The 21813-nt window shown below is 36.9% G+C and carries 20 protein-coding genes; 6 read left to right on the plus strand and 14 right to left on the minus strand.

Annotated elements, in window-relative coordinates:
• Positions 1-4 precede the first annotated feature (4 nt).
• From BM084_RS17345 to BM084_RS17360, 5 genes are all read right to left on the minus strand, one after another.
• Positions 5-1285 carry a Glu/Leu/Phe/Val family dehydrogenase gene (locus tag BM084_RS17345; RefSeq protein WP_075326068.1) on the minus strand — a complete coding sequence of 427 codons (1281 nt, stop codon included), beginning with the start codon at positions 1283-1285 and terminating at the stop codon, positions 5-7.
• A 12-nt stretch (positions 1286-1297) separates the two neighbouring features.
• Positions 1298-1462 carry a hypothetical protein gene (locus BM084_RS19235; RefSeq protein WP_156858135.1) on the minus strand — a complete coding sequence of 55 codons (165 nt, stop codon included), beginning with the start codon at positions 1460-1462 and terminating at the stop codon, positions 1298-1300.
• A 170-nt stretch (positions 1463-1632) separates the two neighbouring features.
• Complete coding sequence (locus tag BM084_RS17350) at positions 1633-2952, minus strand: sigma-54-dependent transcriptional regulator (RefSeq protein ID WP_075326067.1); 1320 nt, start codon at positions 2950-2952, stop codon at positions 1633-1635.
• Position 2953: 1 nt separating this feature from the next.
• Positions 2954-4054, minus strand: a complete 1101-nt coding sequence (locus tag BM084_RS17355) for a sensor histidine kinase (RefSeq protein WP_093306309.1) — start codon at positions 4052-4054, stop codon at positions 2954-2956.
• Between the two features lie 156 nt (positions 4055-4210).
• Entirely contained in the window at positions 4211-4753 is a 543-nt protein-coding gene (locus BM084_RS17360) for a lipid-binding SYLF domain-containing protein (protein ID WP_093306312.1), read from the minus strand.
• Between the two features lie 316 nt (positions 4754-5069).
• Between BM084_RS17360 and katG the strand changes: the two genes are divergently transcribed.
• A complete protein-coding gene (katG, locus tag BM084_RS17365) occupies positions 5070-7325 on the plus strand; it encodes a catalase/peroxidase HPI (RefSeq protein WP_093306315.1) in 2256 nt (751 codons plus the stop codon).
• A 76-nt stretch (positions 7326-7401) separates the two neighbouring features.
• On the opposite strand, the gene BM084_RS17370 is transcribed toward katG, so the two are convergent.
• The 3 genes from BM084_RS17370 to BM084_RS17380 form a co-directional block, all read right to left on the minus strand.
• Positions 7402-8088 carry an MCP four helix bundle domain-containing protein gene (locus tag BM084_RS17370; protein WP_177195728.1) on the minus strand — a complete coding sequence of 229 codons (687 nt, stop codon included), beginning with the start codon at positions 8086-8088 and terminating at the stop codon, positions 7402-7404.
• 136 nt (positions 8089-8224) lie between these two features.
• Entirely contained in the window at positions 8225-8911 is a 687-nt protein-coding gene (locus BM084_RS17375) for an outer membrane beta-barrel protein (protein WP_075326063.1), read from the minus strand.
• A 225-nt stretch (positions 8912-9136) separates the two neighbouring features.
• Complete coding sequence (locus BM084_RS17380; RefSeq protein WP_093306320.1) at positions 9137-9580, minus strand: Hsp20/alpha crystallin family protein; 444 nt, start codon at positions 9578-9580, stop codon at positions 9137-9139.
• A gap of 181 nt (positions 9581-9761) precedes the next feature.
• On the opposite strand from BM084_RS17380, the gene BM084_RS17385 reads away from it, so the two are divergent.
• Both BM084_RS17385 and BM084_RS17390 read left to right on the plus strand, forming a co-directional pair.
• On the plus strand, positions 9762-11051 hold the full coding sequence (locus BM084_RS17385; RefSeq protein WP_093306322.1) for a DUF2254 domain-containing protein: 1290 nt from the start codon (positions 9762-9764) through the stop codon (positions 11049-11051).
• A 33-nt stretch (positions 11052-11084) separates the two neighbouring features.
• Positions 11085-11342, plus strand: a complete 258-nt coding sequence (locus BM084_RS17390) for a DUF1456 family protein (RefSeq protein ID WP_093306324.1) — start codon at positions 11085-11087, stop codon at positions 11340-11342.
• Positions 11343-11521: 179 nt separating this feature from the next.
• Here the strand turns inward: BM084_RS17390 and ettA are convergent, their stop codons facing one another.
• The 3 genes from ettA to BM084_RS17405 form a co-directional block, all read right to left on the minus strand.
• Positions 11522-13213, minus strand: coding sequence for an energy-dependent translational throttle protein EttA (gene ettA, locus BM084_RS17395; RefSeq protein ID WP_075326060.1), 1692 nt, complete (start codon positions 13211-13213; stop codon positions 11522-11524).
• Between the two features lie 65 nt (positions 13214-13278).
• Complete coding sequence (locus tag BM084_RS17400) at positions 13279-13752, minus strand: DinB family protein (RefSeq protein WP_093306326.1); 474 nt, start codon at positions 13750-13752, stop codon at positions 13279-13281.
• Between the two features lie 9 nt (positions 13753-13761).
• Positions 13762-13941: a CAL67264 family membrane protein gene (locus BM084_RS17405; protein ID WP_075326058.1), complete on the minus strand. Its 180-nt coding sequence runs from the start codon at positions 13939-13941 to the stop codon at positions 13762-13764.
• A 177-nt stretch (positions 13942-14118) separates the two neighbouring features.
• Here BM084_RS17405 and BM084_RS17410 point away from each other — a divergent pair, with 177 nt between their 5' ends.
• The 3 genes from BM084_RS17410 to BM084_RS17420 are packed head-to-tail and all read left to right on the plus strand — an operon-like array spanning position 14119 to position 18297.
• Positions 14119-15762, plus strand: a complete 1644-nt coding sequence (locus tag BM084_RS17410; protein WP_093306328.1) for an acyl-CoA carboxylase subunit beta — start codon at positions 14119-14121, stop codon at positions 15760-15762.
• Positions 15759-16646, plus strand: a complete 888-nt coding sequence (locus tag BM084_RS17415) for a hypothetical protein (RefSeq protein ID WP_093306330.1) — start codon at positions 15759-15761, stop codon at positions 16644-16646. The genes BM084_RS17410 and BM084_RS17415 overlap by 4 nt, the downstream gene beginning before the upstream one ends.
• A 13-nt stretch (positions 16647-16659) precedes the next feature.
• Complete coding sequence (locus tag BM084_RS17420) at positions 16660-18297, plus strand: M1 family metallopeptidase (protein WP_093306332.1); 1638 nt, start codon at positions 16660-16662, stop codon at positions 18295-18297.
• An 89-nt stretch (positions 18298-18386) separates the two neighbouring features.
• On the opposite strand, the gene BM084_RS17425 is transcribed toward BM084_RS17420, so the two are convergent.
• The 3 genes from BM084_RS17425 to BM084_RS17435 form a co-directional block, all read right to left on the minus strand.
• A complete protein-coding gene (locus tag BM084_RS17425) occupies positions 18387-19706 on the minus strand; it encodes a M24 family metallopeptidase (RefSeq protein ID WP_093306334.1) in 1320 nt (439 codons plus the stop codon).
• Positions 19707-19712: 6 nt separating this feature from the next.
• Positions 19713-20810 (minus strand): AMP-binding protein, encoded by a 1098-nt coding sequence (locus tag BM084_RS17430; protein ID WP_075326055.1) that lies wholly within the window; start codon positions 20808-20810, stop codon positions 19713-19715.
• A gap of 61 nt (positions 20811-20871) precedes the next feature.
• On the minus strand, positions 20872-21813 hold the full coding sequence (locus BM084_RS17435) for a CPBP family intramembrane glutamic endopeptidase (protein WP_075326054.1): 942 nt from the start codon (positions 21811-21813) through the stop codon (positions 20872-20874).

Here is a 21813-nt window from a genome sequence, read left to right on the forward strand (position 1 = left end):
TTAATTAAGGAAAAATACCTCGCTGGTTATAGGCCGTCTCAATCCTGGAAATAGCCAGAATATAAGCAGCAGTTCGCCAGTCGGTTTTTCGTTCTTCAACTTCTTTTTCAACTTTCTTAAACACCTGAAGCAATTTTTTCTCTAATTTCTGCATTACTTCATCAAGCTCCCATAATTCACCATTACGGTTTTGCAGCCATTCAAAATAACTACCAATCACACCTCCAGAATTACATAAAATATCGGGTATAATGGTGATTCCTTTCTCCAAAAGAATCGCTTCACCTTCTTCGTTTGTAGGTCCATTAGCACCTTCAGCAACTATTGAAGCTTTTATTTTGAAAGCATTATCACCGGTAATCTGGTTACCCAGAGCAGCAGGAATTAGAATATCGCATTCCAGGCCAAAGAAATCTTCAGGATTCATTTCGTTTGCGTCAGTAAAGCCCTGGATAGATCCTTTTCTTGGACTTGAATGTTCAAATAATTTTTCTACTGAAATTCCTTCTTCATTATACAATGTGGCGTGGGCATCCTGTACAGCAATCATTTTAGCACCGTCTTCAATTAAGAATTTGGAAGCCCAATAGCCTACATTTCCAAATCCCTGCACAATAAAGGTTTTATCTTTTAGAGATTCTCCACGAGATTTCACAAGTTCTTTAGTGGTTAAATACACCCCAAAACCAGTAGCACGATCACGGCCTTCCAAACCGCCAGAGCCTACCGGCTTCCCGGTTACCACGTGCTGATTTTGCGAACGTTCTGAAGTAGAGATTGTAGACATATAAGTATCTGCAATCCAGGCCATAGTTTGCGCATTGGTATTTACATCTGGCGCAGGAATATCATGTTCCGGTCCTATATTTTCACCTAATGCATAGGTAAACCTACGGGTAATACGTTCCAGTTCTGCATCAGAATAATTACGGGGATCTATCTGGATTCCTCCTTTAGCACCTCCATAGGGTAAACCTGCCAACGAGGTTTTCCAGGTCATCCACATGGCCAGGGCTTTGGCTGCATCTACATCTACCGTTGGGTGGTATCGTAAGCCGCCTTTATATGGTCCCAGGGCATTATTATGCTGCACCCGGTAACCGGTAAAAATCTCTACTTTACCATTATCCATTTTCACGGGAAAATGTACCACGATCTCGTTATTGGTAATTTCAAGTATTTTCTTAATATTTGGATTTAGATCTATGATATCGGCTGTTTTATTAAACTGCTTAATAACCGTATCATACATACTTTGTTTGGGCATTGATTTTGTTGCTATCATTCTTTTATAATTTTATTGAAAATGTTCACAATACATTTTTCTGTTATCTTTCCAGCTGCAGTGGTGCCTTAAATCGCAATTAAAGCAAAGCGTTTTAAAGAGTTCGCTACCTGCATGCTCCAGTTCCTTTTCACTTTCTTCCAAAACTGCCGGTCTTTCCATTTCAACTATATTCATAGAATCTGTATTTTGGAATACACTAAAGCTAAAGCTGTGCCCAAAAAATTAAAAAATGAGAATATATATTTTAAAGTATTGATTATCAGAACTCAAAGAAGTAAAATTGAATTCCTATTATTTTCTGTATTGGAAAGAAATTACCCGGGTGGGAGATAATTACCCGCAGCTTATTTAATCTTTTCCCGTAAGGTTTTACGGTCTATTTGAAGGATTTCTGCTGCTTTAGATTTGTTTTGATCTACCGCTGCAAGAACTTTTAAAATATGCTTTTTTTCTACTTCTTTTAAGGCAACTAATTCTTCATCTACAGCCGGGACCTGGTATTTTACCGAAGCAGGTAGGTCTTGCGGAAGAATTTCATCTTCACTCATAATTATGGCTCGTTGAATCACGTTTTCTAATTCCCTAATATTCCCCGGCCAATTGTAACGCTTTAAAATTTCAACAGTTTTATCTGATAATTTTAAACCGGTTTTGCCATAATCCTGTTGGTATTTATCCAGAAAAGTTTTGGTAAGGGGAACAATATCTTCTTTTCTTTCCCGTAAAGGCGGGGTAAGAATATCTACCACATTTAAACGATAGTAAAGATCTTCCCTGAAAGTTCCTCTTTCTACCATTTCCCTTAAATCGCTGTTTGTTGCAGCAATTACCCGAACCTGGATTTTTTCTGAATTTCTACCGCCCAGTTTTCTTACTTCTTTTTCCTGAAGCACACGCAATAACCTAACCTGAACCGCCAGTGAGGCTGTACCAATTTCATCTAAAAAAATAGTACCGCCATTAGCAGCCTGGAAGTAACCTTCGCGGGTTTCTGAAGCACCTGTATAAGCTCCTTTAGTAGAACCAAATAATTCTGATTCCAGTAAATTCTCGGGAATAGCACCACAGTTAACTGCAATAAATGGATTTTGAGCAAAAGAACCTTTATAATGAATTGCCCGTGCCACCAGTTCTTTCCCGGTACCACTCTCTCCTCTTATTAAAATTGTAGCACGGTTATTTTTCACTCTTTCTATAATATCTACCAACTCTTCAAATTTTGCTGAAGAGCCAACCATTCCGCCATAATTATTTCTAATTTCGGGTGAAGAAGCGGTTTTTTTCGTTGATGTACGGTTGACTAAAGATTTTTTAACTGAAGTAAGTAACTCGTTTTTAGTAAATGGTTTAGGCAAATAATCTAAAGCACCAGATTTTATTGCGGTAAGTGCATTATCTATAGAAGGATAGCCGGTAATTACAAGTTTAGGAATTTCAGGATAATGATCGTCTACATATTTCACCAATTCCATTCCGTTCATTCCCGGCATTTGTAGGTCGGTGATCAATAAATCTATACTGCTATGCTTTAAAATATCTATAGCTTCCATCACCGAACCAGCCTTGTAAGTATGGTAATTCTCCTGTTTTAGGTGGCGGTCCAGTACTTCAAGCATATCATAATCGTCATCTACAATAAGTAAGTTTTCTTTGCGTATAGACATATTAGAAATTCAATGGTAATTTTATTTTAAAAATAGTTCCTTTTGGAATGTTATCGGCAATGCTAATTTCTCCTTTATGACTTTTAATTATCCCGTGAACCACACTTAATCCAAGACCGGAACCTTCCCCCAGTGGTTTTGTAGTATAAAAAGGTTCAAAAATTTTATCTTTCACTTCAGGAGCAATTCCTTTTCCTTCATCGGCAATTTCAATAGTATAATGTGTTTCGTTATTATTAATGGAAATAACAATTTTGGAATTTTCCGGAGAATAATAAATCGCATTAATCACTAAATTAAAAAATACCTGGGTTAATTGTATAGGGTCTACCTGTGCTTTTAAAGCAGGATCCTGAATATTAAATTTAAACCGAATATTAGCTTTTTTAAAATTAGGTTTTAAAAGCGAAAGCGCCTGGGTAATAATGGGTTTCACCTTAATTTTTTTAATGTCTTGCGGCATATCACAGGAGAAAAACATAAGCTTTTTTACAACTTCCCTAGAATAAATTGCTGAATTAAGGATCTTTTGCGCATCTCGTTTTGTTTGCTTTTCAGCCGTTTTTTCTTCAATAAATTCAGAAAAACCTAAAATATTACCTAACGGAGTATTAAGCTCGTGCGCTATTCCCGCGGTAATTTCTCCCAGAATAGCCAACCGGTCATTTCTTGCAGCGGTTTGTTTTAAATGTTCTTCCTGTATTTTAATATTTTGGCGTTCAAAAAACAGCGCAATTTCATCGGCTATTTTATCTAAAAGTCGCTGTTCTTCCACCAAAAAATGCGCTTTAGATAAATCTGAGGCCGGATAATGTACTTTTATGAAACCTATTTCATTTTCAGAAATTTTAATAATACTTTTTTGGGAATAACCTTCTTTTGGAGTTGGATTAGAACTCAAATGATACGATTCACATTGTATCTCTACAGTAGCCAATTCTGGAAAACGCCAGGCATTTTTAAGAATTTTTACAATAGATTCTAAAGTAGCCTCATAAGAACCCTCAAACTCCCTTATAGCCGATGAAACCTGATAAAGACAGGAGAGTTCTTTAATTCGCTCTTGCAATTTCTCTTCTACAGAAATACTTTCAGGTATCATCTTAAACAGGGTTCTTTTAGCAAAGATAAGGGGATTTCTTAAGCTAAATTAATTTGGATTAAGTTTGATGTAGTTAAGTAAAAATACCTTTTAAAAATTAGGGTATAAAAAAAAGCGGCCTCTAAAGCCGCTTTCATACTTACAAATAATTATTTTTTATCTAGGTTGAAAGGAAAAACGCTGCCCTCCTACAGAAACTCCTGCCATTGCTCCACCTTTTGGAATGGTAACTACGGCAACTCCGTCTTGAAAATCAATACTTTGAGAAGCTCCTTTATCTAGTATTACGGCAGATGCATTAGCAGAAAGCTCGTAATCTCCTTCTTTAAATCTTTCCAGATCGGCATCGGTTTCAAAGAAAAGCACTTCAATAAAAGCCTTTCCTCCAGCCTGCAAGCCAATATCTACCTGTTTTAGGTCTGCATAACCTATAATGTTATTGTTCTGATAAACAACACCATTACCGGAAGCTCCCCCAATTACATAGGCTCCTTTACCCACATTTGGAAAAATAGCATAACCCGCTGAGTTATCTAGCATATCTGCAGCGTTAGTATGATTCTGCCTAATTTCATTTCTGGCATCGGTAGCATCTCTTCTTAGATCGTCTTCAGTATTCTGCATACTTCCGCAACTTGCAAAAAGCAAAAGTGCTAATACAAATACTGGTTTGGAAAAATTGTCGGTTAGTGTTTTCATTTCTTCATTATTTTCTGGTTTCCTTATGAAATTAGTTACTCAAATAAAGAAAAATTGTTAATCGACTGTTATTTTGCTTAACATTAGCTTTTTAGCACAAATAGTTAAAGAAAACACAATCAAATTAGCCTGAAATAATAAAAAATGAAGCGGGGTCCTAAGGGCTAAGGTCATTTTTATGATTAAAAGTGTGCGCCATTTTTACTATATTATAGTTTTTACTTAATTACCATAGTTATTTAATATGAAAAATAAATTTCCATAAAAAATAATTATAGTAATTTTACGCTATTAATCCTTTAAAACTCTCCAAATTATGGAAAAAAACGATCACAGAAACCATCCCGATAATCACAAGGTATGGGAAGTAAACGAATCCAGTCGTTGCCCGTTTATGGGTGGCGCACTTGATAAAACCGCAGGAAGCGGAACATCTAACCGTGACTGGTGGCCTAACCAATTAAACCTTTCAATTTTAAGACAACATTCCAATTTGTCCAATCCTATGGACGAAGATTTTAATTATGCAGAAGAATTTAAAAGTCTGGACCTAAAAGCTGTAAAGAAAGATATTTTTAAGTTAATGGAAGATTCCCAGGAATGGTGGCCGGCAGATTATGGCCATTATGGTCCTTTCTTTATACGTATGGCCTGGCATAGTGCCGGAACCTACCGTATAGGTGATGGTCGGGGAGGTGCCAGCTCTGGTTCACAGCGATTTGCACCATTAAATAGCTGGCCAGATAATGCTAACCTGGATAAAGCCCGACTTTTACTATGGCCAATTAAAGAAAAATATGGAAGAAAAATTTCCTGGGCAGATCTTATGATCCTTACCGGAAACTGTGCTCTGGAATCTATGGGATTAGAAACCTTTGGATTTGGTGGTGGCCGCGAAGACATTTGGGAACCGGAAGAAGACATCTATTGGGGTTCAGAAGGTGAATGGCTGGGAAATAAAGAAAGATATTCTGAAAATAACGAATTGGAAAGTCCGTTAGGAGCTTCCCACATGGGACTCATTTACGTAAATCCGGAAGGACCTAACGGAAATCCCGATCCGGTTGCGGCAGCTAAAGATATTCGCGAAACTTTTGGACGCATGGCGATGAACGATTATGAAACGGTTGCACTTATAGCCGGAGGCCACACTTTTGGAAAAACCCACGGTGCCGGAGACGCCGAGCAATATGTTGGTGCAGAACCTGCAGGCAGCGCTATTGAAGAAATGGGATTAGGCTGGAAAAATAGTATGGGAAAAGGAAATGCTGAAGATACTATTACCAGTGGAATTGAAGGAGCCTGGACCAATACTCCTACCAAATGGAGCAACAGCTTCTTTGACAACCTATTTAAATATGACTGGGAATGCATTAAAGGACCGGGTGGCGCTTACCAATGGAAACCAAAAGATAATGCCGGTGCCGGTACAATTCCAGATGCACACGATCCTTCTAAAAGTCACGCTCCTTTTATGCTAACTACCGATTTATCTTTAAAGGAAGATGAGGCATACGAGAAGATTTCCAGAAATTTTTACGCGAATCCTGAAGAATTTGCAGAAGCATTTTCTAAAGCCTGGTATAAATTAACCCACCGTGATATGGGACCACTTTCGCGCTATTTGGGCCCTGAAGTTCCTTCAGAAGAGCTTATTTGGCAAGATCCTGTACCAAAAGTAGATTACGAATTAATTAATGATAAAGACGTAGCTGAACTTAAGAAAAAAATCCTTAATTCAGGTTTAACGGTATCGCAGTTGGTATCTACCGCCTGGGGATCGGCCTCTACTTTTCGAAATTCAGATAAAAGAGGGGGAGCCAATGGTGCTCGTATTAGGCTTGAACCACAAAGACACTGGGAGGTTAACAATCCGCCACAATTGCAACAGGTAATCACAAAACTTGAAAATATTCAAAAAGAGTTTAATGAAGCGCAAATTGGAAACAAAAAGGTTTCCCTTGCAGATCTTATTGTACTTGGAGGCTGCGTGGCTATTAAGAAAGCTGCAGCAGATGCCGGTTTTGATATTGGGGTCCCATTTACCCCGGGACGTACCGATGCCACGGCAGAGCAAACCGATGTGGAAGCTTTTGAACCCTTAGAACCTAATGCTGACGGTTTCCGAAATTATGCCAGAAACAGGGATAATATTTCAGCTTCGGCTGAAGAAATGCTTGTAGACAGAGCTCAATTATTAAGCTTAACCCCGCCAGAAATGACTGTTTTAGTTGGCGGAATGCGTGTTTTAAATACAAACTTTGACGGCTCAAAACACGGGGTTTTTACAGATCGTCCAGGGCAGTTAACCAACGATTTCTTTAAGAACATTCTGGATATGCGAACCACCTGGAAAGCAACATCAGATTCTCAAACCGAATTTGAAGGAAGCGACCGTACCAGTAAAAAAGTAAAGTGGACCGGCACAAGAGTAGATCTTATTTTTGGATCAAACTCTGAGCTTCGAGCTTTAGCAGAAGTATACGGGTGTGACGACTCACAGGAAAAGTTTGTAAAAGACTTTGTGAAAGCCTGGGATAAGGTTATGAACTTAGATCGTTTTGATATTTAATTACTAAAAATCAGGTAATAATTTAACCCCATAATTATCAAATTATGGGGTTTATTTTTTTTGAATTTTTTCAGTATTAATTCAGCTCAAATTGCTGTTTGGGTTGACGTAATAGCTTTTCTAAACCTAAAAGACGAAGTACAAAAACACCGATTAAAATGGTTAATGCAATTTTAAAATAGTAGAGTAAAGAAGTGATTCCCGAACTTGATTTATAATGTGCCATTAATTGTTGTCCTACTTCCGGTTGAATGCTGGCAATATTATGCAAATCCAGGTTTAAAACTTTAAAATAATCGTTCGCATTTTTATTAATTAGATAGCTGGCAGTAGTAAAATCTTCTTCCTTTAAATTTTCAAGAATGGTGTTTTCCAAAACCAGGTACTCTTTATAATGCTTCTGAAAATCTTCAAAGTAAACCTCTTCCCGCTCTACTAAATAGGTTTGACTATAATCTTGTAAAACCTGATCCATTTTAGAATTATACGTCGTAATTTCGTTTAAATTGAAAGCTGCATTATACTCCCCATTGTCCTTAATATCTTCAAAGAGCATTCTTTTTTCATGGAGAATTTCAGAAAGCTCATAAATTTGGGATGCAGGTAGAAGACGATCCTGATAAAGAGAAGAAAAATCCTGATCTATGCTTTTCAAACTCCTTTTCTCAATAAATTCGGTAATTAGCAAGAACGCAAAAAAAGCACTTAACAATAAAATAAGACGTTTGCGCTTTTTTGGCTTTATGGAATAGAGGTCTTTCATTTTAATAAATTTAGGCATGCAAATATACCTATCAATTTAATGATTTTAAGTCATTTATATTATGATTATCCTCATAAAAAAAGCCTTAATTGAAAAATTAACAATTAAGGCTTGATATTTACTTTTTACTTTTCGGTTAGAAATAACATCCTCTACCTCTTCTTCGCCCGGTATTAGATTCACTATCGCCAATTTTAAAGCTAAGGCTAAGCAGGAATTGATTTAACCTGGTGTCTGTAAATTCTGCCCGGTTTACACCGTAATCTCCATTATTAATATCTACATCTTGAATTTCTGCTGAAGCTAAACTTCTATCATAACGAAGATCAATTTCAAATCTTCCAAACCCCACCTTTATTCCAGCCTGAGCCGCGAGTGGAGTATTTTGTGCTACAATAGTTTGATTTAATGGCTCGGTACCCTCAAGAGTTGCATTCATTATATTCTGGTATGCAGGTCCGGCATAAACATCTACAGGGCCCCATATATTATAGCCAAATAATAATGGAATACTTAATTTTTCTACAGCATAGGTAGAATTCTGATTTGGAAAGGGAAATACAGTTTCCATAGAATTGTAAATTATTTCAGGACGAACGAAGAATTTATCGAAATTCAATTCAAAAAATATACCGGCGTGAAAACCAAACTGCGATTCAGCATTAAAGGTATCTGAGTTAAATCCTTCCCCAGAATCAAGTCCGGTTAATTCGCCTCCCATGACATAATTACCACCACCTTTTATCCCAAAACTATACTCCTGGGCCTGAGTAAAAGACACGCAAAAAATGCTAATAATAATCAGTAGAAAATATCTGTTCATAAAAATAGATTTATAGGTCTGTTCTTCGCGGGTAAATATATCAATTATCTAAAATAATAATAGAGTTCCCGGTTTCTTTTTAACGCATAAAAATTCAATTGCGTATATATCTTCCATATAAATATAATTAGACGATTTAAAGAAACTTTAAATACCTAAATAATCAGTATAAAAAAAACGTCCGGCTAGGGACGTTTTTTTAACTAATCAAACTAACTATCTAAATTACGAAATCTCAATCATTCGTTTAGCCTGTACTTTAGCTTCTTCCCGCTTTGGCAGTTCTATAATAAGAACCCCATCTTTATAAGAAGCAGAAATTTTCTCACTATCTACTGAATCTGGTAAACTAAAAGCTCTTTTAAAAGTACTATAACTAAATTCCTTCCTGGTGTACCTTCCATTTTTTTCTGAAGTTTCATTTTCTTTTTTCTCTTCAGAAGAAATGGTTAATACATCGTTGTCTAGCTCAATATTAAAATCTTCTTTAGTTTTACCCGGTGCAGCAACTTCTACGCTAAAGTTGTCCTCGGTTTCCTGAATGTTTACAGCAGGAATACTGGTTCCTATACTGTTAACATTTGTAGTTCCTCCTAACCAATCGGTTTTAAACATATCGTCAAAAACCGATGGCAGCCAATTGGCCTCATTTCTTTTAATTAAACTCATAGCTTTTATGTTTTTGTTAGACTTTAATTTTATTGTTTCTGATAAATTATTAGCAATTTAGATTCCATTCTATTTTTTATGTCTTTTTGGCATTTTTATTCATAATTAAACAGACAATTTGTCAATTGAATTAAAGAAGCTTATTTCTAGTGACTTTTGAGTAACTTTCCAACAAAACTAAATGAAGTATTTTTTTAATCGTATTTATATTCTCCTTTCCAACCTGCAAAGTAAAATTGCTTTTTATCCCAGTGTTTTTGCAATTCTGGGTTTTCTAATAGCCTTCACGCTTATTTATATAGAAAATCAGGGTGTATCCAGGTATCTTTTAGATCATATTCCAATGCTGGTGGTAGATAATGGCAACACCGCACTTAGCATATTAACCGCCTGCATTACCGGCCTTATTTCTATGATGGTTTTTAGTTTTTCTATGGTGATGGTACTATTAAATCAGGCGGCGAGTAATTATTCTCCCCGGTTGCTTCCCGGACTTATTTCTGATAAAAATCATCAGGTTATTTTAGGAATCTACCTGGCTACTATACTCTACTGTATTTTCGTGGCGGTTTCTATTCAGCCCGAAGGGGACTCTTATCAAACCCCAGGTTTTTCAGTATTAGTCGGAATTATTTTTACCGTGATTTGTATTGGTGCATTTATTTATTTTATACATAATATTTCGCAAAGCATACAGATTAACAATATCCTGGATCGCATTTTTAGACAGGCAAGAACCCGACTAATTTTTTTGCTGAAAACTGAAGAAAATGAAGATCAGGAATTCCCTGACACGAAAGAATGGTACGAGTACCATTCTGAAAAAAGTGGTTATTTTCAGAATTTATCTTCAGATAATTTATTAGATATCTGTAACGAAAAAGACACCCAGTTTGAAATTCTCCCAGTAAAAGGAATTTTTATTTTAAAGGGAATTCCGCTTTTAAAATCAAAAGAAAAATTGGACGATGAAACCTTAAAAAAGGTACTTTCTAATTTTAACCTTGCCCGCGGCGAGTTAGTAAACACCAATTATGTGCTCGCGTTTAAACAAATTACCGAGGTTATTGTAAAAGCAATGTCTCCCGGAATTAACGATCCCGGTACCGCCCTTAACGCTCTGGATTATTTAGCCGAACTTTTGGCTTTACGAATGCAAAAACAAGACAGACAATTTTTAAAGACAGATGAAAAAGTTTTAATCAAGATGCGGAGTGTAGATTTTGAAGAACTTTTATATCAGGTTTTAGCGCCTATAAGAGCATATTGCAAACACGATATAATTATTATTCAAAAACTGGGCATGCTTTTTTATTATCTGAAATCTCAAAAAGCAGTTAACGAAAAGTATTATGAAGTATTAGATATTGAAGCTAAAAACCTGTTTGCCGATGCAAAGTCTGTAATTAAAAATGATGCAGATCTCAAAAAAATAAACGCTATTAAAAAACAATTAAACCTGAAAAGTTAAAAGCAAAACTCAGGAAAAAGCTAAATTTGCCTTATGGGATTAACAAACAACGATATTTTTAAAAAACTAAGAGTCGCTCATAAATTACGAGACGACGATATTGTAAAAATTTGCGCTTTGGTAGATTTTAAAGTAACCAAAAGTGAATTAGGTGCAATATTTAGAGCCGAAGATCATCCAAAATATATAGAGTGCGGCGATCAATTTCTACGAAACTTCCTAAACGGACTCATAATTCACCTTCGCGGCCCTATGCCACCTAAGAAAGAAAAGAAACCAGAGAAAGAATAATCTCAGTTCTGGAGATTACAAAACTTTAAATAAAAAGGCCTCAAAAGATTAAAAAATCTGTGAGGCCTCTTTTATATATTATCCTGAACTTGTTTCAGGTTCTAACTTGAATGAAAATTAAACATCTTAGATTCTGAAATAAATTCAGAATGACGTTTTTTTTCTGCGAGATTAAAAAATTATCTCACCAACTTCTTATACTTAATACGTTTCGGCATAATATCTCCACCCAAACGTTTTTTCTTGTTTTCTTCGTAATCAGAGAAGCTTCCTTCAAAGAAATAAACCTGAGAATCTCCTTCAAAAGCAAGGATATGTGTACAAATTCTATCCAGGAACCAACGGTCGTGGGAAATAACCACGGCACAGCCGGCAAAATTCTCTAAACCTTCTTCCAGGGCACGGAGTGTATTCACATCTAAATCGTTGGTAGGCTCATCGAGTAGTAGAACGTTTCCTTCTTCTTTTAAGGTCATCGCCAAATGAAGTCGGTTTCTTTCTCCACCAGAAAGCATATTTACTTTCTTATTTTGTTCACTTCCGCTAAAGTTAAATCGGCTTAAATAGGCTCTTGAATTTACCTGGCGACCGCCCATCATAACCAACTCCTGCTCATCGCTAAAGTTCTGCCAAATGGTTTTTTCAGGATCTATATTAGAATGCGCCTGATCTACATAAGCGATCTTCGCGGTTTCACCAACCTCAAAACTTCCTTTATCAGGCTCTTCTTCGCCCATAATCATTTTAAAAATCGTGGTTTTACCAGCACCGTTGGGTCCAATTACCCCAACAATTCCAGCCTGCGGAAGTTTAAAATTTAAATCTTCATAAAGCAATTTATCACCAAAAGCTTTACTCACTCCATTGGCTTCAATCACATTGGTTCCTAACCTTGGACCGTTAGGAATATAAATTTCCAGCTGCTCATCCATTTGCTTTTGATCCTGGCTCAACAACTTATCATAATTATTTAAACGTGCTTTTTGCTTGGCCTGACGTCCTTTCGGATTCATTTTAGACCATTCCAATTCTCGTTCCAAAGTTTTTTGACGTTTGCTGGCTTGCTTTTGCTCTTGTGCCATACGTTTAGACTTCTGGTCTAACCAGGAAGAATAGTTTCCTTTCCACGGGATACCTTCTCCCCGGTCCAGTTCTAGAATCCAACCTGCAACATTATCAAGGAAATAACGGTCGTGCGTTACAGCGATAACGGTCCCTTTATACTGGGCCAAATGATGCTCTAACCAATGTACAGATTCAGCATCTAAATGGTTAGTTGGCTCATCCAGGAGTAAAATATCCGGCTCCTGAAGTAAAAGTCTACAAAGCGCCACACGTCTTCTTTCTCCTCCTGAAAGCACCGAAATCTTTTTATCGGCTTCAGGGGTTCTTAAAGCGTCCATTGCAATTTCCAGTTTGGTATCCAATTCCCAGGCGTTTGAAGAATCAATTTTATCCTGAAGCGCAGCCTGCTTATCCATAAGCTTCTGCATCTTATCGGCATCTTCATAAACCTCGGGCAATCCAAACTGGTCATTAATTTTATTGTACTCATCAAGAATGGCCACCGTTTCGGCAACTCCTTCTTTTACCACCTCCAGTACGGTTTTATCTTCATCTACTTTTGGTTCCTGTTCAAGGTAACCAACGGAATAGCCAGGAGAGAAAACCACATCGCCCTGGTAATTTTTATCTTCGCCGGCAATAATTCTAAGTAAAGTAGATTTACCAGAACCATTTAAACCAAGAATCCCAATTTTTGCACCGTAGAAAAAACTAAGGTATATATTTTTCAAAACCGGGGTATTCGCATTTTTATAAGTCTTGGTTACCCCAGACATTGAAAAGATCACTTTTTTATCGTCTGCCATAATGAATTTTTTAAGCTATTTTAAGATTTGCAAATATCTGAAATTAAAGTCAGAATTCGGTTTGATTATTTATAAAGGCCGAGTAAGCGCAAGATGATTAACATTTGCCCGGTGTGATAGGCCGTATGCTCTATAACCAGCATAATTTCCCGCAATAAGCTATGATTGTCAGAGTTTTTAACCGGAAGATTTAAATCAATGTCAGTATCTAAAATAAAATTTTTAAAACGCTCCCTATCTTCAAAATAATCTTTCTTTAATTTTTTCCAGTCTTCTTCGGTATCGGGAGTTGATTCTTTCGGCCAGTAATCATCGGGCCATTCTGAGCTTTTATAATTTTCAGAAATAGAATATTCCAAAATATCCTTTTGCGCGAAAACAATATGGTAGAAAAGTTCGTAAAAGGAATACGGTAAATTTTGAGGCTTTTCCCCTAATTTTTCAAACGAAATTTTATCGATCAAATCTTCCAAAGCCATAAAAGCTTCACCTCCTTGTAAATGTTTAATTAATTGTTCTTTGTTTACGGAACCTGACATATTATCGACTTAAATTCTACCTTTTAATGCATTAAACGCCCAGGAAATGGCAAAAAATCCAATCCCCGTGACCGAGAAACCAATTGCGTAATCTCGATATTTAAGCACACCCAATAAAATAATAGCGGCACCAATAATGAACAAAGCAAAAGATGCCCAGGCGAAAATGGTATTTTTATTCATTCCCATATTAAAGATTTTATACAAATATCGGCTATTTTACATTCCCAAACCATAAGTAGAATTCACGCTATTTTGTATTTTAGCCAAAAGACGGCTGTAAATTTAAAATTTACTGAAATTTTGATATTATTTCTACCTATTTAGAAGATTTTTCTAATTTCAGGAATTAAAAAATCATAATATATGAATATGAAATTCAATAAAAATGAAGACCATAATAAACTTTTGGTTTCTTCATTAAATCATAAACTTAAACGCGTAAAGCTTGGTGGTGGTGAAAAGCGCATAGAAAAACATCACGCCAAAGGAAAAATGACCGCCCGGGAGCGAATCGATTTTTTACTGGACGATAAATCCAATTCAATAGAAATTGGTGCTTTTGCCGGGGAAGGAATGTACGAAGAACACGGTGGTTGCCCTTCTGGTGGTGTGGTGGTGAAAATGGGCTATGTCTCCGGGAAACAATGTATTGTAGTTGCTAATGATGCCACTGTAAAAGCCGGCGCCTGGTTTCCTATTACGGGAAAGAAGAACCTTCGCGCGCAGGAAATAGCCATTGAAAACCGACTTCCAATTATTTACCTGGTAGATAGTGCCGGGGTATATTTACCTATGCAGGATGAAATTTTTCCTGACAAGGAACACTTCGGAAGAATTTTTAGAAATAACGCTGTGATGAGCAGTATGGGAATCACCCAAATTGCAGCGGTGATGGGCAGTTGTGTGGCAGGTGGTGCTTACCTTCCAATTATGAGTGATGAAGCACTTATCGTAGAAAAGACCGGAAGTATTTTCCTTGCCGGAAGCTACCTTGTAAAAGCCGCCATTGGAGAATCTGTAGATAACGAAACCTTGGGCGGTGCTACTACACATAGCGAAATTAGTGGAGTGACCGATTATAAAGCGAAAGACGATAAAGACGCGCTTACCCGCATAAAGAATATTATGGATAAAATGGGCGATTTTGATAAAGCCGGATTTAGTCATAAAAAAGCTGTAAAACCAAAGGAAAATCAGGAAGATATTTACGGAATTCTTCCTAAAAAACGCAGCGACCAATACGATGTTCGGGAAATTATTTCCCGTTTGGTAGATGGTTCAGAATTTGAAGAATATAAAGAAGGTTATGGCCAAACCATTATTACCGGCTACGCCAGGATTGATGGTTGGGCCGTGGGAATTGTTGCTAATCAGCGTAAAATTGTAAAAACTACGGCGTCGAAAACGAAACCTACGGAAATGCAGTTTGGTGGAGTGATTTATTCAGATTCTGCCGATAAAGCGACGCGATTTATAGCAAATTGCAACCAGAAAAAAATCCCGCTTGTTTTTCTTCAAGATGTTACCGGATTTATGGTTGGTAGCAAAAGCGAACACGGCGGCATCATTAAAGACGGAGCTAAAATGGTAAGCGCGGTAAGTAATTCGGTAGTTCCAAAATTCACCATAATTATGGGGAATTCTTATGGGGCAGGAAATTATGCCATGTGTGGAAAAGCATACGACCCAAGACTAATCGCAGCCTGGCCAAGTGCAGAACTTGCAGTAATGGGAGGAACCCAGGCCGCTAAGGTTTTAGCGCAAATTGAAACCGCCGCTATGGAGAAAAAAGGCGAAAAAGTTGACGAAGAAAAAGAAAAAGAGGTTTTTGAAGCCATTAAATCCCGCTACGACGAACAAACTTCACCTTACTATGCTGCGGCGAGATTATGGACAGACGCAGTGATAGATCCTTTAGATACCAGGAAATGGATTTCTATGGGAATTGAAGCCGCCAACCACGCGCCTATTGAAAAAGACTTTAATGTAGGAGTAATTCAAACATGAAAAAAACATTAAAACAAAGTGTAGGTCTGCTATTCTTTTTTATAATAACTGTATCGTATTCTCAGGATACAATTGTTAGGAATTACATCCCAATTTCAAACTATAAGGAAGCTGGGAATAAAATAACTAAAAAAGATAGTACCAATTTCCGTTTTTACAATAGGGATACCCTAGTACAGGTTTCAGCAGATTATAAATCGACCATAGATAAGAATAAAGTGAAGGTGCCCTATGAACCAAAAGACAGTATGTTTTTGGAGCTTTATAAGAATGTGGTTTACAATACAGACAGTTTTTCAGAAAAAAAGCTGTTTATGCGTTATTGGAAAGATTCTGTAAAAGTGTATTTTGAGCCAAGCGTCCCACCTGTACACGCCAATAAACTGATGCAATTTGCTAATAACATCTCAAACGATATCGACTCCTTAAATATAAAAAGAGTTGATAACGCAGATGACTCAAATTATAGAGTTTATTACCTGAATTCTGAACACAATAAAGATTTTGAGCCTAGAATTTTAGGGAAAAGCGGATATTATGCTCACTGGAATGGTAGAAATCAGATTTACAAAACAGATTTAAAACTTAATACCAGTCTGATTCAGAAGGATTCGTATAAAATGGAATTATTAAAATTTCATTTTTTTCGTTCCCTAGGCTATTTTCAGAGTTCAAAAAAATTAGCTTGCAAAAGCTATCTTTCAGCCTGTAGAAAACCCAGGGAGTTAACCAGTATTGATCTGGACTTACTGAAATATCATTATTCCTACGGAGTTTGTAAAGGTGTAGATCTTGAAGAATTCGAAAAACTTCACGCTGATTTTCGAGAACTCAAGAAAAAACATAAAAATATTGTATTAGAGGTTGTTCATACCAACTATTAATTTTAAAATAGATATGAAAAAATTAATTTTTATTCTTGCCGTTTCACTTGCAGCAATCAACATTTCCTTCGCCCAGGTATTAAGCGACAAGCAAGGGGATTATACCGAAGCCGATTCACTTAGAGGCTCATTAAGACCCGAGCGCGCCTTTGATGTTCAGAAGTATCATTTAAAGCTTAAAGTGGAACCCGAAAAGCAATTTATTTCAGGCTCCAATACTATTAGTTTTATTGCTGAAGATAATCTTTCTACCATTCAGATAGACCTTTTTGAAGATATGAAAGTGGATTCTATTCTTCAGAATAGGAAAACTTTAACTTACGAAAGAAAACACAATGCGGTTTTTATCGAGTTGGAAGAAACGGTAAAAGCCAATGAAAAAGGAGAAATTCAATTTTATTATTCCGGAAAACCCATTGTAGCAAAAAATGCACCCTGGGATGGCGGTTTTGTTTGGGATAAAGATGATAATGGAGATCCGTGGATTGGTGTTGCGGTTCAGGGAACCGGTGCCAGCCTTTGGTATCCAAATAAAGACCACCAAAGCGATGAGCCGGAAGAAGTTCAGTTAGATATCGCAGTTCCAAACGGATTGATGAACGTTTCTAACGGGCAATTTTTAGGAGAAAAAGATTTAGGAAACGGTTATACCGAGTGGAGCTGGAAAACCGTGAATCCTATCAATAATTACAACGTAATGATCAATATCGCGAATTATGAGCATTTCTCTGACTCGTATGGCGATCTAGATCTCGATTATTACGTTTTGCCTTACAACCTGGAGAAAGCTAAAGAGCAATTCAAGGAAGTTAAACCAATGATGGATTGCTTTTATGAAAAATTCGGGGAATATCCTTTTGTGGAAGATGGATTCAAACTAATTGAAACTCCTTACCTGGGGATGGAACACCAAAGTGCCGTAGCCTATGGAAACGAGTATAAAATGGGCTACCTGGGTAATGACCTGTCCGGCACAGGAATTGGCCTGAAGTGGGATTATATTATTATTCATGAATCTGGTCACGAATGGTATGGTAACAGTATTACCGCGAAAGATATTGCGGATATGTGGATTCACGAAGGCTTTACTTCCTATTCGGAAGCTGTTTATGTAGAGTGCCGCTGGGGCAAGGAAGAAGCCCTGGAATATCTTAAAGGAACTCGCCGAGGCCTTGGTAATAATGCAACAATTATTGGGGATTATGGTGTGAATAGCGAAGGCTCTGGAGATATGTATTTTAAAGGCGCCAATTTATTGAATACCATTCGTAGCATTTATGATAACGATGAATTATGGTGGAAAACATTAAAAGATTACACCGAAACTTATAAACACCAGATCATCGATACCGAAACTACTGAAAATTTCTTTGATGAAGCTACCGGGGTAGACCTAGAACCTATTTTTGATCAATATCTAAGACATACTGATTTACCGAAATTACAATTCAGAAAAAAAGAAGGTAAAACCCAGGCAAGATGGATAGCTGATGTTGAGCATTTTAAAATGCCGGTAGATATTTTGGTTGATGGAAAGGAAATTAGAATTTATCCTACAAACGAGTGGCAGAATTTAAAACAGAATATTGCGCTGGATAAAATAAAGGTAAACGACCTGGAATTTTATATAACTTCTGCTTATATAAAATAGATAAGAAAATTTGTTTATTCAACAACCTGCAGATTATTTAATTCTGCAGGTTTTTTTATATACCTAACTCTTTCTTATTGATCAAAAAATCACTCTGATGAAATAAGTATTAATTCCTCCTGTCTTCCGTTTAAATAACTGAAGCCTCCTTCACCCCAAAACCCTGCTTCCTCTAACATTATTCTAATTTCCTGGTTCCATTCTCTCAAAAATACGCTGGTATTGAGTTCTATTGCGTAAACTGTATTTTCATTTAGAAGATATTCCCCACTCCCGGGCACGCCGTCCTGTGAATCCCACATTCCAATAGTTGTGCCGGCAGAATGCCCATATAATCCCAGCGGATGGGTGTAAATCATAGGTTTCAAGCCTTCTTCCCTCGCCTGGTCTAAACTTTCTGAAAGTATCTGATTTCCAGATTTTCCTGTTTCGAAATTTTCGGTTAAAATATCCTGAACCTGGTTTCCTTTCTTAAAAGCTTGCTGAAGAAACTCTGGAGCTTCAGTTTCTCCTGGTTTTAAAACGTACGCCATTTGCTGGCAATCGGTATTCAACCTTAAATAAGTGATCCCAAAGTCACAGTGAAGCAAATCTCCATCATAGATTATCTTTCCTTCTTTATTAGATGAGAATGCCGAAATATGGTCTTCCAACGCTTCTTCATCCCTTTGAATAGACACAGTGGGATGAAACCAGGTTTCCAGTCCAAGATCGGTTACTTTTTGTCTCATCCACCAAACCACATCTTCAGTGGTAGTTTCTCCCGGAATAATCACTTCTTCGCTAAAAGCTTCCCTGATAATATTTTTAGTAATTTCAACCAACTGGGGATAAATCTCCATTTCCATCTGGGACCTGGTTTCAATCCAACCTACTGCTAAGTCTTCTCCAGACACAAGACGGTTTTTATATTTCAATGGTAGGTAATCCATAAATTCGTCAGAATCTGTTTTTACCAGTCCATCGGCCAAACCATAATTTTTTGAAGAATTCAGTGCAATTTTTTGTGGATCTCGTTTTTCTATAATATCAATTAACGCTTTCCATTGTTCAGGTTTCTTTTCAGGATCCCAGGCTGCTTCTATACTTTCTCCAACTTCATACCTGGCTACCGCAAGGCTTTCTAAAGTATCAGTTTCTTTATTTCTGCTAAAAACGAGAATAGTGCGTCTTCTTGCATTTAACCAGGTAGCTGGTAACATGGTGCGTAATACAGGATCTTCGTTATATTCACGGGAAATTATAATCCACATATCTACTGCTGCCTTATCCATTAAATCGGGGAGAAGATTTTTAAACTTATCGTTTAAAATTTCATTTATAACAGTAGCTCTTTCACGCTCAGGAAGAATTTGAGCCGAAGTATTTAAAACACACAACAGCGCAATAACCAATAATAATTTATACATATGGAACTAATTCACCTTGCTTTTAAAGGTATTTTCTCTATGAATTTTACCCGTATGGGTTTCTTCAAATTTTTCTATAAAATAGATTTTTTTAGGCCGCTCGTATTTTTCCAGACTTTTTAATTCATTAATCTCTCTTTCTAGTTTTTGCAGAAAATCTTCTGAAAATTCATTTTCAACAAAAAGCACCAGTTTTTCCCCTAAGGAATCATCTGGCATTGCCGTTACAAATAAGCGCTGATCTATAATTTTGGAAAGCTTCTTTTCAATTTGTTCTGGATGAAGTTTTATTCCGCCAGAATTGATCACGTTATCTATTCTCCCTTTCCAAATAAATTTCTTGTAGGTAAGAATCTCCACCACATCATTAGTGGTAATTATTTCATCTGAAAGTTTAGGAGCCTTAATCACTAAACAACCTCTATCATCTTGCGAAATATTAATATTCGGCAAAACTTTAAAAGGACGGGATTTTTTCCTGTTTTTTGATGGATTTAGCCTTTTTGCGGCAATATGGGTAACGGTTTCCGTCATTCCATAAGTTTCATAAACCTTGGTGCTAACTTCTTTTACCATTTTTTGAAGCCTGGGCGAAACCGCACCACCGCCAACAATAAGTTTCTTTATAAGATGCAGACGCCCAACCGAATTATCTAATTGAAACGGCGTCATTGCACAAAAATCATAACGTTTAAAAACCTGGTCTAAAGGATTTGAGGAAGGTGGCACCATATCTAATTGCCAGCCCAAAACCATTGCCCGAACCAGCATCATTTTCCCGGCAATATAGGTAGCGGGCAAACATAGTAAAGCAGTAGTTTTCTCAGGAAGATCAAAGAAACGGGAAGTTGCAATGGCAGAGTTGATCATCTGCTCTTTTTTGATCCTTATAATTTTTGGTTTCCCGGTAGAGCCAGAAGTTTTTACCTCAACATATTTTGAAGGCTTGATCCAGTCTAAAAGGAAACTTCCTATTTTCTCTTCAAATGCCTCTCCTTCTTTTATAAAGCTATAGGCCACTAAATGCAGTTCGGCATTGGAATAATGTCGTTTATTCAGCCTGAAATCGGGATGAGTTTCCGGTACTTTGTATTTATCTGCCATATTTAAAACCAAATATGTTACATTTCTACATATTGAAAGTTAGCAAATTGTAATGATAAATTTAACTTTCTTCTGAAAGTTTTAAGGTTTCTGGCTTTTCTACTTTTCCGAAAAGTTTATTTTTCCAATTATTCCAGCCATATTTTTTAGCCATTATGAAAAGAAAAAGGGGATAAATTATAAATACTGGAATAGCCACATCCCAGAAACCTGCTATGGGCGCAGAAACGTCTTTAAATATAGATTCAGTTTGGAAAGCAGTCCAGTCGGCAGTAACCAATAGCGCCGCAACCAAATTATTAGCGGCATGGAAGCCAAGCGCCAGTTCAAGACCTTCATCCATTAGCGTCATAATGCCAAGCATGAATCCCGTGCCAATGTAGTGTATCATAATTATATCTCCCAGCTGGCCTACCTCTGGATTAAAATAATGCAGCCCACCAAAAATGATAGAAGTTAGAAATAATGGAACCCAGCGATTTTTAGCAAACACACCCAATCCCTGCATTAAATATCCACGGAACATATATTCCTCAAAACTGGTTTGCAGTGGAATAAATATAACGGCAATTCCTACCAAAATAAGAAATGAGGTGGGTTCGAAATTTAACTGATAATCTTCAGGATAAAAGAAATAATATCCCAGGGTGGTTAAGATAGTAAAGATAGCTACCAGGGTAAAAGCAAAGAAAAACCGGCTCCAATCTAGCTTCTTTCGAGTAGTGGTTAAGGTTTTTAATGGCTGCGAATGCAGGTATTTTGCATTGAAAAAAACCGCCACCAGTCCGGCTGCAAAAGGTAATAATAAGAAAAACAACGTTAAATTAGAATCAAAGACTTTTAAAACTGCTGTTTCGTCCATAGCGGCATCAAAACCACCTTCCAAAAAAAGAGCTATCAGAAACGGGATTTGGGCCATAAAAACCGCAATCATAATTATAACTACCCCAATAATGTATCTCCATAATTCATGGTGACACCTAAACGCCTGCGCTATATACAT

Origin of the sequence: Salegentibacter agarivorans, from assembly GCF_900113135.1 — a bacterium.
In the GTDB taxonomy this organism is placed as follows: domain Bacteria; phylum Bacteroidota; class Bacteroidia; order Flavobacteriales; family Flavobacteriaceae; genus Salegentibacter; species Salegentibacter agarivorans.

What these genes read in the sequence shown, in the direction of transcription:
- BM084_RS17400 (WP_093306326.1), bottom strand. Translation starts at nt 13,752, where the DNA reads ATGTCAGGTTCCGTAAACAAAGAACAATTAATTAAACATTTACAAGGA.
- BM084_RS17350 (WP_075326067.1), bottom strand. Translation starts at nt 2,952, where the DNA reads ATGTCTATACGCAAAGAAAACTTACTTATTGTAGATGACGATTATGAT.
- BM084_RS17385 (WP_093306322.1), top strand. Translation starts at nt 9,762, where the DNA reads ATGAAGTATTTTTTTAATCGTATTTATATTCTCCTTTCCAACCTGCAA.
- BM084_RS17345 (WP_075326068.1), bottom strand. Translation starts at nt 1,285, where the DNA reads ATGATAGCAACAAAATCAATGCCCAAACAAAGTATGTATGATACGGTT.
- BM084_RS17390 (WP_093306324.1), top strand. Translation starts at nt 11,085, where the DNA reads ATGGGATTAACAAACAACGATATTTTTAAAAAACTAAGAGTCGCTCAT.
- BM084_RS17380 (WP_093306320.1), bottom strand. Translation starts at nt 9,580, where the DNA reads ATGAGTTTAATTAAAAGAAATGAGGCCAATTGGCTGCCATCGGTTTTT.
- BM084_RS17360 (WP_093306312.1), bottom strand. Translation starts at nt 4,753, where the DNA reads ATGAAAACACTAACCGACAATTTTTCCAAACCAGTATTTGTATTAGCA.
- BM084_RS17420 (WP_093306332.1), top strand. Translation starts at nt 16,660, where the DNA reads ATGAAAAAATTAATTTTTATTCTTGCCGTTTCACTTGCAGCAATCAAC.
- BM084_RS17355 (WP_093306309.1), bottom strand. Translation starts at nt 4,054, where the DNA reads ATGATACCTGAAAGTATTTCTGTAGAAGAGAAATTGCAAGAGCGAATT.
- BM084_RS19235 (WP_156858135.1), bottom strand. Translation starts at nt 1,462, where the DNA reads ATGAATATAGTTGAAATGGAAAGACCGGCAGTTTTGGAAGAAAGTGAA.
- ettA (WP_075326060.1), bottom strand. Translation starts at nt 13,213, where the DNA reads ATGGCAGACGATAAAAAAGTGATCTTTTCAATGTCTGGGGTAACCAAG.
- BM084_RS17410 (WP_093306328.1), top strand. Translation starts at nt 14,119, where the DNA reads ATGAATATGAAATTCAATAAAAATGAAGACCATAATAAACTTTTGGTT.
- BM084_RS17425 (WP_093306334.1), bottom strand. Translation starts at nt 19,706, where the DNA reads ATGTATAAATTATTATTGGTTATTGCGCTGTTGTGTGTTTTAAATACT.
- BM084_RS17415 (WP_093306330.1), top strand. Translation starts at nt 15,759, where the DNA reads ATGAAAAAAACATTAAAACAAAGTGTAGGTCTGCTATTCTTTTTTATA.
- BM084_RS17405 (WP_075326058.1), bottom strand. Translation starts at nt 13,941, where the DNA reads ATGGGAATGAATAAAAATACCATTTTCGCCTGGGCATCTTTTGCTTTG.
- BM084_RS17435 (WP_075326054.1), bottom strand. Translation starts at nt 21,813, where the DNA reads ATGTATATAGCGCAGGCGTTTAGGTGTCACCATGAATTATGGAGATAC.
- BM084_RS17370 (WP_177195728.1), bottom strand. Translation starts at nt 8,088, where the DNA reads ATGAAAGACCTCTATTCCATAAAGCCAAAAAAGCGCAAACGTCTTATT.
- BM084_RS17375 (WP_075326063.1), bottom strand. Translation starts at nt 8,911, where the DNA reads ATGAACAGATATTTTCTACTGATTATTATTAGCATTTTTTGCGTGTCT.
- BM084_RS17430 (WP_075326055.1), bottom strand. Translation starts at nt 20,810, where the DNA reads ATGGCAGATAAATACAAAGTACCGGAAACTCATCCCGATTTCAGGCTG.
- katG (WP_093306315.1), top strand. Translation starts at nt 5,070, where the DNA reads ATGGAAAAAAACGATCACAGAAACCATCCCGATAATCACAAGGTATGG.